Source organism: Burkholderia sp. BCC0097, assembly GCF_902832985.1.
Taxonomy (GTDB): domain Bacteria; phylum Pseudomonadota; class Gammaproteobacteria; order Burkholderiales; family Burkholderiaceae; genus Burkholderia; species Burkholderia orbicola.
Genome location: NZ_CADFDM010000002.1, coordinates 250,259 through 267,230, shown reverse-complemented (window position 1 = coordinate 267,230; position 16,972 = coordinate 250,259). Strand labels below are relative to the sequence as shown.

9 protein-coding genes are annotated in these 16,972 nt (G+C 67.7%); 4 read left to right on the top strand and 5 right to left on the bottom strand.

The genetic code is table 11. The annotated features are described in order from the left end of the window. Positions 1–38: 38 nt before the first annotated feature. Complete coding sequence (gene uvrA, locus HWX07_RS06455; RefSeq protein ID WP_012336984.1) at positions 39–5,933, bottom strand: excinuclease ABC subunit UvrA; 5,895 nt, start codon at positions 5,931–5,933, stop codon at positions 39–41. 276 nt (positions 5,934–6,209) lie between these two features. After that, complete coding sequence (locus HWX07_RS06450) at positions 6,210–6,425, bottom strand: DUF3820 family protein (protein ID WP_012336985.1); 216 nt, start codon at positions 6,423–6,425, stop codon at positions 6,210–6,212. A gap of 155 nt (positions 6,426–6,580) precedes the next feature. Between HWX07_RS06450 and HWX07_RS06445 the strand changes: the two genes are divergently transcribed. Next, the gene (locus tag HWX07_RS06445) at positions 6,581–6,769 is read left to right on the top strand and encodes a hypothetical protein (RefSeq protein ID WP_023475168.1); all 189 of its coding nucleotides are present in this window, start codon (positions 6,581–6,583) and stop codon (positions 6,767–6,769) included. Between the two features lie 201 nt (positions 6,770–6,970). On the opposite strand, the gene HWX07_RS06440 is transcribed toward HWX07_RS06445, so the two are convergent. Further along, positions 6,971–7,633, bottom strand: a complete 663-nt coding sequence (locus HWX07_RS06440; RefSeq protein WP_012336987.1) for an OmpA family protein — start codon at positions 7,631–7,633, stop codon at positions 6,971–6,973. 124 nt (positions 7,634–7,757) lie between these two features. Beyond that, entirely contained in the window at positions 7,758–12,323 is a 4,566-nt protein-coding gene (locus HWX07_RS06435; RefSeq protein ID WP_175875664.1) for a YadA-like family protein, read from the bottom strand. A 140-nt stretch (positions 12,324–12,463) separates the two neighbouring features. Between HWX07_RS06435 and HWX07_RS06430 the strand changes: the two genes are divergently transcribed. Beyond that, a complete protein-coding gene (locus HWX07_RS06430) occupies positions 12,464–12,799 on the top strand; it encodes a hypothetical protein (RefSeq protein WP_226208430.1) in 336 nt (111 codons plus the stop codon). Positions 12,800–13,207: 408 nt separating this feature from the next. Here the strand turns inward: HWX07_RS06430 and HWX07_RS06425 are convergent, their stop codons facing one another. Further along, positions 13,208–13,444 (bottom strand): hypothetical protein, encoded by a 237-nt coding sequence (locus HWX07_RS06425; protein ID WP_175875663.1) that lies wholly within the window; start codon positions 13,442–13,444, stop codon positions 13,208–13,210. A gap of 344 nt (positions 13,445–13,788) precedes the next feature. Between HWX07_RS06425 and HWX07_RS06420 the strand changes: the two genes are divergently transcribed. Both HWX07_RS06420 and HWX07_RS06415 read left to right on the top strand, forming a co-directional pair. Further along, the gene (locus tag HWX07_RS06420; RefSeq protein ID WP_011694953.1) at positions 13,789–14,622 is read left to right on the top strand and encodes a response regulator; all 834 of its coding nucleotides are present in this window, start codon (positions 13,789–13,791) and stop codon (positions 14,620–14,622) included. Next, positions 14,615–16,957, top strand: coding sequence for a sensor histidine kinase (locus HWX07_RS06415; RefSeq protein ID WP_175875662.1), 2,343 nt, complete (start codon positions 14,615–14,617; stop codon positions 16,955–16,957). The genes HWX07_RS06420 and HWX07_RS06415 overlap by 8 nt, the downstream gene beginning before the upstream one ends. Positions 16,958–16,972 lie beyond the last annotated feature (15 nt).

Genomic DNA, 16,972 nt, shown 5'->3' with positions numbered 1-16,972 from the left:
TCACCAGGCACCGGGGCCGCTCGCCGGATACAACGCGTTCAGCCGACCCGCGCCGCGCCCTGCTGCTCCGCTTCGGCGTCTTCGCTGGCCGTTCGGGCCAGCACCGGCTTCAGCGCCTGCCCGGTATGGCTCGCGCTCACCTTCGCGAGCGCTTCCGGCGGCGCCGCCGCGACGATCGTGCCGCCACCCACGCCGCCTTCCGGCCCGAGATCGATGACCCAGTCGGCTTCCGCGATCACGTCGAGGTCGTGCTCGATCACGACGACGCTATGCCCGGCATCCACTAATCGGTGCAGCACGCGAATCAGCTTCGCGACATCGGCCATATGCAGGCCGACCGTCGGCTCGTCGAGCACGTACAGCGTATGCGGCGCCTTCTGGCCGCGCCGCGTGATGTCGTCGCGCACCTTCGTCAGCTCGGTGACGAGCTTGATGCGCTGCGCTTCGCCGCCGGACAACGTCGGCGACGGCTGACCGAGCGTCAGGTAGCCGAGCCCGACGTCCTTCATCAGCTGCAGCGGATGCGCGATGTTCGAGATCGGCGCGAAGAACTCGACCGCCTCGTCGATCTCCATCGTCAGCACGTCGCCGATGTTCCGGCCGCGCCACGTGACGGCGAGCGTTTCCGGATTGAAGCGCTGCCCGTGGCACACGTCGCACGGCACCTTCACGTCGGGCAGGAAGCTCATGCCGATCGTGCGCACGCCTTGCCCTTCGCAGGCCGGGCAGCGCCCGTCGCCGGTATTGAACGAGAAACGCGACGCCGTATAGCCGCGTGCGCGCGCTTCGAGCGTATCGGCGAACAGCTTGCGGATCGTGTCCCACACGCCGATATAGGTGGCCGGGCACGAACGCGGCGTCTTGCCGATCGGCGTCTGGTCGACTTCGAGCACACGATCGATCTGCTCCCAGCCGCTCAGCGACTCGCAGCCCTGCCACGCATGCGTGACGTTCAGCGACGGCCGCGGTGCGCTGCGCGCGAGCACGCTCGAACGACGGTTGGTGGCCGGCGCGTCCTGCTGCGCGGCCTTGCGCGCACGCCGCGTGGCCGGCGACGACAGCACCGAGCGGCCGACCGCATCCAGCAGGTTGGTCATCAGCACGTCGCGCGCGAGCGTCGATTTGCCCGACCCGCTGACGCCCGTGACCGCGACGAGCCGCGCGAGCGGAATGCCGACCGTGACGTCGCGCAGGTTGTGCAGCCGCGCGCCATGCACGGTCAGCCAGGCTTCCGGTACGGCCTCACCGCCCTTCTTGCCCGGCAGGCTCACGCTGCGGCGCGGCTGCAACGGGTGCGTCATCGGCTGCGCGAGCAGACGCCCCGTCACCGAATCGGCCTGCGCGGCGAGATCGGCGACCGCGCCTTGCGCGACCAGCGTGCCGCCGCGCTTGCCGGCGCCCGGGCCGACGTCGATGATGTGATCCGCGCGGCGGATCGTGTCCTCGTCATGCTCGACGACGACCAGCGTATTGCCCTTGTCGCCGAGCTTGCGCAATGCGTCGAGCAGGATCTGGTTGTCGCGCGGATGCAGGCCGATCGTCGGCTCGTCGAGCACGTAGCACACGCCCTGCAGGTTGCTACCGAGCTGCGCGGCCAGCCGGATGCGCTGCGCTTCGCCGCCCGACAGGCTCGGCGCCGCGCGGTCGAGGCTCAGGTAGCCGAGCCCGACTTCCTCGAGAAACGCGAGGCGGCTGCCGATCTCGCTGACGATGTCGCGCGCGATCTGCGCGTCGCGCCCGGTGAGTTCCAGCGCGTCGATCCAGCGGCGCGTGTCCGACACCGTCCACTGCGCGACCTCGACGATCGGATGCGCGTCGAACGTGACCGCGCGTGCGGACGGGTTCAGCCGCGTGCCGTGGCAATCCGGGCACGGCTCATTGCCGACGCCTTCCGGCTCCTGCTCGTCCGACGGCAGCGTCTGTTCGCGGCCGCGATCGTCGCCGGCGAGCACCGTGTCGTCGTACGCGGCGCGCTGCTCGCGCGTGAGCGTGACGCCGGTGCCGACACAGGTCGTGCACCAGCCGTGCTTGCTGTTGTACGAGAACATCCGCGGGTCGAGTTCCGGATAGCTCGTGCCGCACACCGGGCACGCACGCTTGACCGACAACACCTTGACCTCGCCGACGCGCGCGGTCGAATGATCGTTCTGCATCGCGTGGTGCAGCCCGTCGAGCGGCGCGAGCAGGTGCATCACGCCCTTGCCGAGCTCGAGCGTTTCGTCGAGCCTGCGCCGCAACTCGGCTTCGTTGTCCGGCGACACGACGATATCGGCCACCGGCAATTCGATCGTGTGTTCACGGAAGCGGTCGAGCTTCGGCCACGGATCGACCGTGACGAACTCGCCGTCGACGCGCAGATGCGTGCTGCCGCGCGCCTTCGCCCACTTCGCGAGATCCGTATAGACGCCCTTGCGATTGACGACGAGCGGCGCGAGCAGCCCGACGTGTTCGCCGCGATGATCGCGCAGCAGTTGCGCGGCGATCGATTCGACGGATTGCGACGTGACCGGCGTGCCGTCGTGGATGCAATGCTGCAGGCCGAGCTTCACATACAGCAGCCGCAGGAAGTGCCACACCTCGGACGTGGTCGCGACCGTGCTCTTGCGCCCGCCGCGCGACAGCCGCTGCTCGATCGCGACGGTCGGCGGAATGCCGTACACCGCGTCGACCTCGGGGCGGCCGGCCGGCTGCACGATCGAGCGCGCATACGCGTTCAGCGATTCGAGGTAGCGGCGCTGGCCTTCGTGGAACAGGATGTCGAACGCGAGCGTCGACTTGCCGGAACCCGACACGCCGGTGATCACGTTGAACTTGCCGTGCGGGATGTCGACGTCGAGCGACTTCAGGTTGTGCTCGCGCGCGTTGACGATCCGCACGACGTCCTCGCCTTCGATCGCACGGCGCGCGCGCGCCGCGTTCAGCGCGGCCTGCAGCGGCACGCCTTCGTCGGCAGCCGCGGCCGCGCCATCCATCTCGCGGTCGTACTGCAGCAGCGCCACGCCGGTATGCGATTCGGCGCAGGCCTTCACGTCGTCGGGCGTGCCCGCGCACAGCACCAGGCCGCCGCCATCGCCGCCTTCCGGGCCGAGATCGATCAGCCAGTCGGCCGCGCGGATCACGTCGAGATTGTGCTCGATCACGATCAGCGAATGGCCGGCCGCGAGCAGCTTGCCGAAAGCCTGCATCAGCTTCGCGATGTCGTCGAAGTGCAGCCCGGTGGTCGGCTCGTCGAACATGAACAGCTTCGCGCGGGCGATGCGCGCCTCTTCCGTCGCGACCCGGCGCCCGTTGGCCGCCGCCGCGGATTCGGCGAGGAAGCCGGCGAGCTTCAGGCGCTGCGCTTCGCCGCCCGACAGCGTCGGCACCGGCTGGCCGAGCTTCACGTATTCGAGGCCGACGTCGACGATCGGCTGCAGCACGCGCAGCACCTCCGCATCGGTCGCGAAGAACGCGGCCGCCTCGCTGACGGTGAGATCGAGCACGTCGGCGATGTTCAGCGCGCGGCCGTCGCGCTCGATGCGCACTTCGAGAATCTCGGCGCGGTAGCGGCTGCCGTCGCAGTCCGGGCAGCGCAGGTAGACGTCGCTCAGGAACTGCATTTCGATGTGTTCGAAGCCCGAGCCGCCGCAGGTCGGGCAACGCCCGTCGCCCGAGTTGAAGCTGAACGTGCCGGCGCCGTAGCCGCGTTGCAGCGCGAGGGGTGCCTTCGCGAACAGCTTGCGGATTTCGTCGAACGCGCCGACGTAGCTCGCCGGGTTCGAGCGCGTGGTCTTGCCGATCGGCGACTGGTCGACGAACACGACATCGCCGACCTGGTCGGCGCCCGTAAGGCTGCGGAAGGCGCCCGGCGATTCGGTCGCCTTGCCGTGGTGCCGCGCCATTGCCGGATACAGCACGTCCTGCAGCAGCGTGGATTTGCCGGAGCCGGATACGCCCGTCACGCACACGAGCCGCTGCAGCGGAATCTCGACCGTGACGTCGCGCAGGTTGTGCTCGGTCGCGCCTTCGAGCACGATGCGCGGCGTGTTCGCGTCGACCGCGCGGCGCGCCCAGTTCGACGCATGCGCGACCTGCTTGCGGCCGCCGAGATACTCGCCCGTCAGCGTATGCGCCGAACGGATGTCGCCGGGCGTGCCGTCGTACACGATCGTGCCGCCACGTTCGCCCGGGCCGGGGCCCATGTCGATCAATCGATCGGCCGCGAGCATCACCGACGGATCGTGCTCGACCACGACCAGCGTGTTGCCCGCGTCGCGCAGCCGCTGCATCGCCTCGACGATCCGCGTGAGATCGCGCGGATGCAGCCCGATGCTCGGTTCGTCGAGTACGAACAGGGTTTTCGTGAGCGACGTGCCGAGTGCCGTCGTCAGGTTGATCCGCTGCACCTCGCCGCCCGACAGCGTGCGGCTTTGCCGATCGAGCGTCAGGTAGCCGAGCCCGACGTCGCACAGGTATTTCAGGCGCGTGCGCACCTCGGCGAGCAGCAGCTTCAATGCGTCGTCGAGCAGCGCGCTCGGCAGCACGATGTCGTCGAAGAAGCGCCGGATGCGCTCGATCGGCAGCAGCATCAGGTCGTGCACGGTCAGGCCCGGCAGCGCTTCGAGCTGCGCGCGGCTCCAGTCGACGCCGCGCGGCATGAAGCGGTCGGCCGGCGCGAGCACGGCGTCGGCATTCTCTTTCGAGCCGAGCCGCCATTGCAGCGATTCCGTCTTCAGGCGCGCGCCGCCGCACACGTCGCACGGCGTGTAGCTGCGGTATTTCGACAGCAGCACGCGGATGTGCATCTTGTACGCTTTCGATTCGAGATAGCCGAAGAAGCGCTTCACGCCGTACCACTGGCTCTGCCACTTGCCGTTCCAGTCCGGCGAACCGTTGACGACCCAGTCGCGCTCGGCGTCCGTCAGCTCGGACCACGCCACGTCGCGCCGGATGCCGGCCTTCGCCGCGTAGCGCATCAAGTCGTCCTGGCACTCTTTCCACGCAGGCGTCTGCATCGGCTTGATCGCACCGCCGCGCAGCGTCTTGCGCGCGTCGGGAATCACGAGGCCGAGATCGACGCCGATCACGCGGCCGAAGCCGCGGCAGGTCTCGCACGCGCCGTACGCCGAGTTGAACGAGAACAGCGCCGCCTGCGGCTCCGCGTAGCGCAGGTCGCTGTCGGGATCGTGGAGCCCGGTGGAGAAGCGCCAGATCGACGGCTCGGCCGTTGCGTTTTCCGCGTCCGCGGCCAGCACGTACACGTTCACGCGACCGCCGCCGCGCTTCAGCGACGCCTCGATCGCCTCGACCACCCGCACCTTGTCGGCCTGCTGCACGCGAAAGCGGTCGGCCACCACGTCGAGCATCTTGCGCGGCCCGGTGGGCGACGCGACCTCGCGCTGCGCCTGCACGCGCGTGTAGCCGCTCGCCGACAGCCATTGCGCGATTTCCTCGTCGGACACCGCTTCCGGCAATTCGACCGGGAACGTGACGACGACGCGCGGATCGTCCGCCTGCGTGCGCGCGACGAGCTCCGCGTAGATCGTCTCCGGCGTGTCGTGCCGCACCTGCCGCGCGGTCTTGCGGTCGAACAGCTCGGCCGCGCGCGCGTACAGCAGCTTCAGGTGGTCGTTCAGCTCGGTCATCGTGCCGACGGTTGAGCGCGAGCTGCGAACCGGGTTGGTCTGGTCGATCGCGATCGCGGGCGGCACGCCGTCGACACGCTCGACCTGCGGGCGGTCCATCCGGTCGAGGAACTGCCGCGCGTACGCGCTGAAGGTTTCGACGTAGCGCCGCTGGCCTTCCGCGTACAGCGTGTCGAACACGAGACTCGACTTGCCGGAGCCCGACGGGCCGGTCACGACCGTCATTTCACCGGTGCGCAGGTCGAGATCGAGATTCTTGAGGTTGTGCTGACGTGCTCCGCGAATGCGGATCAGATTGCTGGATGACAATTTGCCTGCCCGTCTGAATGAGTTAGCGGGAATTCACGGTGCCGGAACGCTGCGGCGGATGCCCGCAGGCGCGGCGCACGTGCCGCAAGGGTTGGACCTGTGCGGCTCGAGTTCGACGGGTACTATACTGTATATTCATACAGTTTTCCATGACGACCCTGCGGGCTTCATGGGCAGGCGGCCGCGGATTCCCCGTCGGCATCGGCTCTCCGGAAATCGCGCGCCTGCGATGCGCGGTCGAAACAGCGCGCGGCTTCAGTGACGCGCCGCCCTGCACTAGCCGCGCTTGCGCAGCGGGTCCAGCAAGCCTCTCAGGCCGTTGTGATCGATTTCGTGCATCAGCGCGAGTTGTCGGCCGAGTTCGCCGCGCGGAAACCCTTCGCGGGCCAGCCAGTTGAGGTAGTTGCCCGGCAGGTCGGCAAGGAGCCGGTCCTTGTACTTACCGAAGGGCATGGTGACGGTGACGAGGCATTCGAGGTCGAGGGAGCGCATGCGGGTATTGTGCACGGCTTTCCGCTGCCGCCGCATGCAGGCCGGTCCGGGTCGACGGTCGTAAAACCGCCCGGTCGCGCGTGCCGAAAGCGGACCGCCGCCCCGCTTCCGGCCTGCTAGACTGAAATTTCCCCCTGCAAACCCTGGAGGGAATCATGATGTCCATCTATGTCGTGAAGACCGGCGAGCAGTTCCTCTGCACCGCCGAGGACGGCGATATCGGCATGGCGCCGGCCATCGAGGATGCCGCCTCCTTTGGTTCGTATGACGAAGCGGAGCAAGCCGCGAGCGCGAATGCCGACCCCGGGTACGAGATCGTGGCCGTCTGCATGATCCGACACTGAGCACCATCCACGGCCGGTACGGATGGCGATCCGCGTGCCGGACGCCAGTCGCCGTTCGGCGGCGCCGCCGCTGCGACGGACACCGCATGCGCACGCCGCAACGAGCCTTGCCCGCGGCCGTTGTCCACGTCGAGCACGCATTGCCGCAAGCGAGCCGCCTGGCTTCGACGGTCACGCTTGCGGCAACCTGGCCGCGGCGTCCTACTTCTGCAGCGAGATTTCCACGCGACGATTGCGCGCGCGCCCTTCGGCGGTATCGTTCGATGCCGCCGGATTCGCTTCCCCGTGACCGGCCGCGGCGAACGAATCCGCCTTCAGCCCGTGCTCGCGCAAATACCCGGCGACCGCATCCGCCCGGCGCTTCGACAGCGCCTGATTATGGGCATCCGAGCCGGTCGCGTCGGTATAGCCGTCCACTTCCACGCGTGCGAAATGCCGGTCGGCCTGCTGGTTCAGCAGCGTGTCGAGCGCGGCGGTGGCCGCAGGCGTCAGCACGGCCGAGTCGGTCGCGAAATACGCATCGCCGGTCAGGCTCACCTTCTCGGCCGGCGCGGGCGCCGGCGCAACGGCCGCGGCGGCCGGCGCGGGGGCCGCACCGCACTGGAACACGATCGAATGCGGATCGGCGCCGTCGCGGTACGGCGTGGTGGTGTCGACCAGGCGCACGGGCTCGTTGCCGCACATGCGCGTCGCGACCTTCATGCAGGTCTTCGCGGTCGACAGGATGCCGTGGCAATCGACCTGGAACGTCCGGATGCCGTTTCGCGACTGCAGCTCGTACGCGTTGTACGTCGGCCCCGACGCACTCGAACAGGCCGCGAGGGAAACGACGGACGCCAGCAGAACAAGATGGATGTTTTTCACTTGATGACTCCGAGAATGCGATGAGCACGGCGCGTGCGGCGCGATGTCGCGACGCCTCCACGCACGTTGGCGTTCGGCGCGGTCCGCTCCGGCCACGCGGGCCGGAACGAACCGCTGCGCACGATCACTTCCACTGATACAGCATGCCCGCGCCGACGACGCGCTGGCTGCCGGCGAAACCGCCGTTCAGCGTCGCCTTCAGGTTCTCCGTGACGCGCGCCTGCACGCCGACCGCCATGGCCTTCTGGCCCTGGAACGTCGCCGTGCCGACCCCCATCGCGAAGTTCGAATCGCGGTCCATGTGCGGAATCGACGCCATCGCGGCGGTCGCGGCGATCCCCTCGCGGGCCATCGAATCGGTCTGCTGGATCTGCTGCTGCATCTGCGTGAGCTGGTTGTTGACCGTGTTCAGCGACTGCGTGAACTGGTTCGAGACCGCGTTCAACTGGTTCACGTTCACGGCATCGGTACCCTGCGTGCCGGCCGCGACGTTCACGACCTGGCGCGCCGAATCCGCCGAGCCGACCGCGACCACGTTCGAGCGCCCGCCGTCGTTGCTGCCCGTGCCGATCGCGGTCGAGTTGTTGCCCGCTGCCGTCGCGCCCACGCCGATCGCGGAAGAGCCGTTGCCCGATGCGAGCGCATTGTTGCCGACCGCCGTGCTGTTCGCGCCCGATGCGACCGCCCCCGAACCGCCCGCCGACGAATTCGACCCGCTCGCGCCCGGCGGCACGTTCGAGCCGTTCGGGTTCGTCGTGTACTGCCCGCCGAGGTTGGCCGTGCGCTGGTCGATCAACGTCGTCAACTGGTTCGCGACCGAATCGAGCTGCGACACGTTCACCGCGTCGGTGCCGTTCTTGCCGGCCGCAAGGCCGGTGATCTGGCGATTGCCGATGTTGATTTCGCCAGCCGACGACTGCGGGCTGCTCAACCCGTACGCGACGTAGTTCGTCAGCGCACCGACCGTGGTCAGCGAGCCTGCTCCCAGCGCGACGCTGTTCGCGAACGTCGCCGACGCACCGGCGCCGAGCGCGAGCGCATCGGTCGCCGTGCTGCGCGCGCCCGAGCCGAGCGCGACGCTGCCCACGCTGACCGCCACCGCGTTGGCGCCTTGCGCGACCGACTGCGCGCCGGTCGCCGTCGCGCCGCTGCCCAGCGCGATCGCGTCGGCTTGCGCGGAACTCGCCGCCTGACCGATCGCGATCCCGCCCGGCGCGGTCTGGTCGACGATCGCGCCGTTGCCGATGCCCACGCCGTTGTCGCCGTTGACGACCGTCGTCGGCCCGACGGCGACCGATTCCGCGCCGACCGCGAGCGAATCGGCCGCTGTCGAATTCGCGTGGAAGTACTTCTGGCCCGTGACCGCGAACGACTGCAGCGCGCCGGTCAGCTGGCGCACCGTCACCGCATCCTGCTGGCCGGTGCCGTCCGCGACGTTGGTGATCTGGCGGTACGTCTTGTTCGTCGCGTCACCTACCGAGACCGCGCCGAGCAGCGTCTGATCCGTCGTGTTGAACGGGATCGACGCGGTACCGTTGCGGAGGATGCCCGACGACGGCACCACGGCGCGATCGGCCACCGAACCCGAGCCGAGCGCGATGCTGCCGTCCACACGCGAGATCGCGTTCGGGCCGATCGCGACGCTGTCCAGGCCGAGCGCCTGGCTGTCCGGCGCGGTCGAGTTCGCGTGGAAGTACTTGATGCCGTTCGCGTTGATGTTGTCGATCGCGGAGCCGACGTTGTTGTTGATCGTCGTGGAGCCGTCGCTGTTGTATGTCACGTACGACGGCGCCGAGATCGTGCCGGTGGTCGGATCGTAGGTGGCGCCGCCGCCGATCGCGCCGGCCGTGCTGTTGCCGAGGTTCGTGTTGTTGTTCGCGATCGAGCTCAGGCCCGTCGACAGCGAACCGATCCCGGTCGACGTGGCGGTCGACAGCGACGTCAGGCTGCTGTTGGTCGAACTCAGGCCGGTGGACAACGAACCGACGATCGTCGACGTCGACGTGGACAGCGACGTGATCGAGCTGTTGGTCGAACTCAAGCCGGTGGACAGCGAGCCGACGACCGTCGAGGTCGACGTGGACAGCGAGGTCAGGTTGCTGTTGGTCGAACTCAGGCCGGTGGACAACGAGCCGACGACCGTCGACGTCGACGTGGACAGCGACGTCACCGAGCTGGTGGTCGAGCTCAGGCCGGTGGACAGCGAGCTGATGCCCGTCGACGTCGACGTGGACAGCGACGTCACCGAGCTGTTGGTCGAACTCAGGCCGGTCGACAGCGAGCTGATGCCCGTCGAGGTCGACGTGGACAACGACGTCACCGAGCTGTTGGTCGAACTCAAGCCCGTGGACAACGAGCCGACGACCGTCGACGTCGACGTGGACAGCGACGTCACCGAGCTATTGGTCGAACTGAGGCCGGTGGACAGCGAGCCGATGCCGGTCGACGTGGACGTGGACAGCGACGTCACCGCACTGTTGGTCGAGCTCAGGCCGGTGGACAGCGAACCGATACCCGTCGACGTCGAGGTGGACAGCGACGTGATCGAACTATTGACCGACGACAGCCCCGTCGATGTGGACGTCGACAGCGACGTCACCGTGCTGTCGGTCGAACTCAGCCCGGTAGACAACGAACCGATGCCCGTCGACGTCGACGTGGACAACGACGCGATCGAACTATTGGCCGACGACAGGCCCGTCGATGTGGACGTCGACAGCGACGTCACCGTGCTGTCGGTCGAACTCAGGCCGGTTGACAACGAGCCGATGCCGGTCGACGTCGACGTGGATAGCGATGTCACCGCGCTATTGGTCGAGCTCAACCCCGTCGACAGCGAACTGATCCCGGTCGACGTCGAAGTCGACAACGACGTCACCGCGCTATTGGTCGAACTCAGACCGGTCGACAGCGATGAAACCCCGGTCGACAACGATGTGATGCTCGATGCCGTCGACGTAGACAATGAATCGAGTGCCGTGTTCGTCGCGGCGAGTTGCGACCCGTTGATCGCGTCCGTACTCGACGAACTGATCCGCCCGGCCGCGACATTCGTGATCTGGCGCTCGCTGCCCGTGGTGCCGACGCTGACGACGCTCGCCGGGTTGACGCCGTTGAAGCTGTACGTGACGCCGCCGATGACCGCGCTGGCCGTCGGATTCGGTGCGGCCGTCGTCGATCCCGAGCCGAGCGCGACATCGTTTGCGTTGTTGGCCACGGCCGACGCGCCGAACGCGACCGCCCCCGCCGCCGCTGCCGTCGACGTATTGCCGAGCGCCAGGGAACCCGTGCCCTGCGCGTTGTTGCTGTTGCCGATCGCTACCGCACCGTCGCCGTTCGCGGTATTGTTCGACCCCATCGTGACCGCGCCGGTGCCGATCGCGGTGCTCGGATCGCCGATCGCGACCGCGCCGTTGCCGCTCACCGTCTGGCCCAGGCCGAGCGCGACGGCGCCGATGCCGCCCAGCACCTTCGAGTTGTTGCCGCCGGCGATCGAGCCCGCACCCGCCGCCGCGGCAACCGAGTTGGAATCGCCGATCGCCACGGTCGAGGCCGCCGCCGCGACGCTGTTGATGCCGACTGCCGTCGCATTCGTGGCCGACGCCGTCGCTCCGGACCCCAGCGCGCTGGCGGACACACCGGTCGCCAGCGCCAGATTGCCGAGCGCGGTCGCGAACTGCTGGGTCGCGGTCGACTGCACGCCCGTCGCGATCGAACTGACGCCCGACGCGTTGGCGTTCAGGCCGAACGCCAGCGCCTGATCGGCGCCGGCATTCGTGTTCGAGCCCATCGCGATCGAACTCGTGCCGAGCGACTGCGTGCCCGACCCGGGTACGCCCGCGGTGCCGCCCCAGCCGATCGCGATCGACGCGGTGCCCTTCGCACCGCTGTTCACGCCCATCGCCACGCCGGAATTTCCGGTCGTCAGCGCACCGCTGCCGACGGCCACGCCGGCCGCGCCCGAACTGGTCGACTGGTTGCCGAGCGCGACGGAGCCCGTGTTGGTGGCATGCGACGCATAGCCGAGCGAGACGCTCTGCGCGCCCGCCGCACTGGCGCCGAGCCCCACCGCCGCCGCGTATTGACCGGACGCCAGCGCATTGTTGCCCAACCCCACCGCGGAAACGCCGGTCGCCGCCGCGCCGCTGCCCATCGCCACCGCGCCGCTTTGGGTCGCGCTCGACAGGTTGCCGATCGCGACCGAGTAGGCGCCGGAACCGATCGCCTGCACGCCGAGCGCCGAACTGTTGACGCCGGTCGCCTGCGAGTTGATGCCGACGGCCGTCGAAGCATCCGCCATCGCATGCGCGCCCGGGCCCAGCGCCGTGGCCGACACGCCCTGCGCCGTCGACAGGTTGCCGACCGCGGTGGAATTCTGTTGCGCGGCAGTCGAACCGAGGCCGATCGAAATCGCCGTCGTGCCACCCGACGCGGTACCGCCATCCTGCGCGTACTGCGCATGCGCACTCGCATGGAACAACCCGAGACAAGCGGTCGCCGTCAGCACGGCCAGTCTCAACACCGAAGGCGCCGACGGCATGCCCGCGTGCGTCGCGGCTTCTCCGTGCGCGGCGCAGGACGGCGCGCGCGTCGACGACGCAACACGCTTGCCGCGTGCGCGGTCAAGCTCCGAAGCCGCAACCCAGGCTCCCAGTGCTTCGTTCCAGATCGACTTGAACGACTTGTTCATCTTGTGTTCCCTCGGTTTTCGTGTGCTGGATGACGCAACAGCGAACGCGGCGTCAGGCGAAGCGCGGACCCGCTCCGTTTTCGCCTGCCTCGCGCCGCCCGCCTCTCACTTCGCATTACTAATAAACACTACGAACAGCGTTGCCCGGCATGCTCGACCCACATCGCGAGTGCACGACCGACCGCCGCGCCGGCCCGCTCGGCACGATGCGCGACGGCGAAAAGCCGGTTATCGATTCACGGAAGTCGACATCGCCGGCCCGGCGGCGGCACGGCGCACGACGCGACGCGAATCCGCACGCGCGCACGCCATCGCTCCCGCCGAAGGGCGACGTCGAATCTCATTGGAAAAGCGTCGCTCGGACGCTGGACGAACGGACGCCGGCCCGCATCACGGGCGGCCCGTCATGTTTCATTCAGGCGGCGAAAGGCGCCATGTGGTCCCCGGATGTGAAGCATGCGCCGCCGCATCGCTGACGCTGACGGCCGGCGCCGGATCGATCGACCCGAGGCCCTGACCTGCCATGCTTGTCGTATTCATATTTTTCGTATCCGCCTGATTCGATAGAGCGCCGCGCGCGGCGCCCGGATCGATCAAACGGCCCGGCTGCCCACGCAAAGTCGCTCACCCCTTTCCGTCCGGCGCGCGACCGGTTTTTTCCGGAAATCCGGAAAAAACCGGCCTCTCACCGCACGGCCCCGGCATCGAATTAATCGATCGAATTGACGTGACGATTTCTTCTCGCTCGATGCCTTGCCCTCAGCCCCATCCCGTCATTTCGCGCTTCATCTTGTATATCGAACCTCTTCGCGAATTATGACGATTGCATTACCCTCGTGCCCGTTATCCTTTTGTTACTGCCATCCCATGATCCGGGAATGACATCATTCAATGTGACATTGAATATCGGCTGCCATGAAAGCGACGGCAACAGCAATTTTGGCGGCAACCGGCGGCGGCAAAAGAACCGATTCCAGCCGCGCCGGGGCTAGTTTGCAGGCATTCGTCCAAACAAACCTTTTCCGCAGCGGAAAAATCCTTTTCCAGAGCGGACGGCAGTTACATTCATACACATTTGCAGGAATCTCGATTTTGTAGAAATAGAAATAGTCAACCGGCATCGATGTAAACTTAATTGGCCCGGCAATGAATCAGCGAATTTCATTTACACCGCACCATCGAGATTTCGACACCTCGATCACGAATTCATCATCCGGGCCATTCAAATTTAAAAATCCGCTCGACCGGAAATAAAGACCGGAATTTTATTAATGGATTCGGCACAATTTTCCGAAGCACCGACAATCCCGCCGCGCGTCCGCCATGCCCATGCGACAAGCCCACACGCGCCGCACGGAATCCTCACAATCGACGCTGTTGTCGACATATAATTTTTCGCAACAATCGTACAGATTGCGATGCCGCCGACCTGACAGGCCCCCTCCCTTCCAACGCGTTCGCAACCATGTCATCCCGCTTGCCCAGTTCGGCGTCGCCACGCACCACGCCGGATCTCGCTGGCGCCCATATTCTGATCGTCGACGACCGCCCGAACGACCTGCGGCTCCTGACCGAAATCCTGCGCACCGCGCGGTGCCGGATCAGCGTCGCGTTCGACGGGCTGCAGGCCTATCACCGCGCGCAGGCCATCGCGCCCGACCTGATCCTGATGGACGTCCGCATGCCGCGCATGGACGGTTTCGCCGCGAGCCGGCTGCTGGCGTCGACGCCGTCGACGCAATCCATTCCGGTGATCATCCTGACGGCCGCCGGCGATCTCGAGGATCGCATCGCGGGGCTCGAAACGGGTGCGATCGACTACATCGTCAAACCGTTCGAACCGGCGGAAGTCATCGCGCGAATCCGCAATCACCTGAAGCGCACGCGGCGCAGCCAGCCGTTCGCACACCTGCCCGATTTGCCCGACAACCCCGATGCCGCCCTCGTGCGCGCGGCGAGCGAGGTACTGCTGCGCGACCTGCGCCATCCGCCGGCGCTCGAGGATCTCGCGAAGCAGGTCGGCACGCACGAAAAGCGGCTGTCGCGCGTGTTCCGCGATCATCTCGGCCAGACCGTATTCGAATACCTGCGCGACACGCGGCTGCGCGCGGCGATGCACTTCCTGTCGGAAACGTCGATGGGCATCGGCGACATCGCCGAGGAAATCGGCTTTTCCACGCCCGGCAATTTCGCGACGGCATTCCGCGAACGCTTCGGCATCACGCCGTCCGACTGGCGGCGCCAGCGCCACGCGGTCGACGCGCCGGCCGCGCCGGGGGGGCACCACGGCGATGCGTAGGCACGACGCGGCATGGACGGCGGGATGTCGCGTGTTGCTCCTGCTGCTGGCGGCGCTGGCCGTCACGTGCGCGACGGCCCGTGCCGCAACGGCGCCGAGTCCCGCGCAACTCGAAGCGGTATCGGTTTTCGAGGATGCCGGCACGACGCTAACGGCCGACGAGGTCGCCGCGCGACTCGCCGATCCGTCGCGTCATGCAGCCACCCCGGCCCGCACCGCGTTCAACGTGACGTTCTCGCGCTCGGCGTGGTGGGTCCGCGCGACGCTGATCAACCGGGACAGCGAGACGCACCCGCTGGTGCTCGCGATTCGCGATGCGCGCGTCGATCGGGCCGACTTCTATGTCGGCCGGCACGGCCAGTGGACGCTCGATCGCAGCTTCCCGACCGATCGCGGCGACGCGCACGACGCGCCGGCGCGCTACCCGACCCTCGACGTCACGCTGCGCGCGGGCGAACAGTTGCCCGTGCTGATCCGCATCACGTCGCGCAAGGAGATGCGCCTTGCGCCGGTCGCGTTCACCCGAGACGCATGGATCGCGCAGGAATTGCACGCGTCGATGTGGAACTTCGGGTTCTTCGGCGGGCTGCTCGCCCTCGTCTGGTGCGCGCTGCTGATCGGCTTTTTCTCGCGCAGCGGCGTGTTCCACGTGCTGGCCGCGCTGACCCTGAACACCGCGCTCTTCGAAGCGGCGTACCGCGGCTATCTCGCGATGGCGCTGTCGCCCGGCGCGCGCGAATGGTCGACGCGCGGCGAAACGATCTTCGTGTACCTGTCGGTCGCGTGCTTCATCGTCTTCATCCTGATGGTCGCGCACCGCGAGAAGGCCAGGATGCCGATGCGCGCGGTGTACGTGGTGTTTCTCGCGCTCGAATGCGTGGGCATCGCCGGCGCGGCGTTCGGCGATCTGGCGAGCTTCGCCCGGTTCTGCCTGTGGCTGAACACCGTGCTCGGGCTCGTCAACATCAGCCTGGCGCTGCTGCTCGTGATCCGGCGCACGCCGACCGCCCGCGTGATGCTGATCGCGGTCGCGTTCGCGACGTTCAACATGCTGATCCGCATGCTCGACGGCCGCGATGCGCTACCTCCCGTGCTGTCGTGGATCCGGTCCGACGTCTTTCCGAACCCGGTCATCGCGATCATCGGGCTCGCGACGCACCTGCTGGTGCTGGCCGCGTGGATTCACCACGTGGGCCGGCAGCGCACCGAGGCACGCAAGCGGCTCGAACACTGGCAGCTCACCGAACAGGACCGGCTGCGCGATGAGGTCGCGCGGCGCACGGTGGCGCTCAACGACGCGTTGCAGCAGTCGAAAACGCACATGCAGCAGAAGATCGAGACGCTCGGCTATGTCAGCCACGACCTGCGCGCGCCGCTGTCGACGATCAACGGCTATGCGAAGCTGCTGCTGGAAGGCGCGACGCGCGGCCAGGCGCGGCTGATCCGGTCGATCGACCGCAGCATCCGCTATCAGCTCGCGCTGATCGACGAATTGCTCGCGTTCACGAAGGCCGAACTCCAGCCGCTCGGCGTCGCGCCCGACCGTACCGACCTGCCCGGGCTGCTGGACGACATCGGCCACTACGCGGTCGCGCTGTGCGCGCAGCAGGACAACCGGTTCGTCTACCGGCCGGTCACGGCGCTGCCGCGCACGGTGCTGATCGACGGCATCCGGCTGCAACAGGTATTGCTGAACCTGCTGTCCAATGCATCGAAATTCACGCGCAACGGCACGGTCACGCTGTCGATTCACGCGTCGCGCGAAGGCGACGCGTGGCGCCTGCTGTTCGAGGTGGCCGATACGGGCATCGGCATCGACATCACCGCGACCACCGACATCTTCCGCGCGTACCAGCAGGTGCAGGCGGTGAACGGCGGCACCGGGCTCGGCCTGTTCATCGCGCAGCGCATCGTCACCGCGATGGGCGGCGAGCTGGCCGTCGCGAGCCAGCCGGGCGTCGGCACGTCGTTCTCGTTCGCGGTCGTCGCACCGGCGCTCGGCCATGCGCTCGCACCGGCGTCGGGGCTCGTCCGGCAGTTTCATCCCGCCGACGAAGCGGAGCCGGCACACGCGGCGCCGGCGATGCACAGCCCGCCCGCCGACGCGCTCGCCGAGCTGATCGCGCTCGCCGGCGAAGGCCGGCTGACCGATATCGAGGAATGGCTCGGCCAGTACGTGGACGAGCCGGGCCATGCGCCGTTCGTGCAGGAAATGCGCGAGCACCTCGATGCGCTGGACCTGCACGCGATCGAAAAACTGGCCGGCGCGCTGAAACGCACGCGCGTCGCGGATACGCCCTTCGACACCGAGGCGGACGCGACCGGGCCGGCCTGACGGCGCGGTCCCACG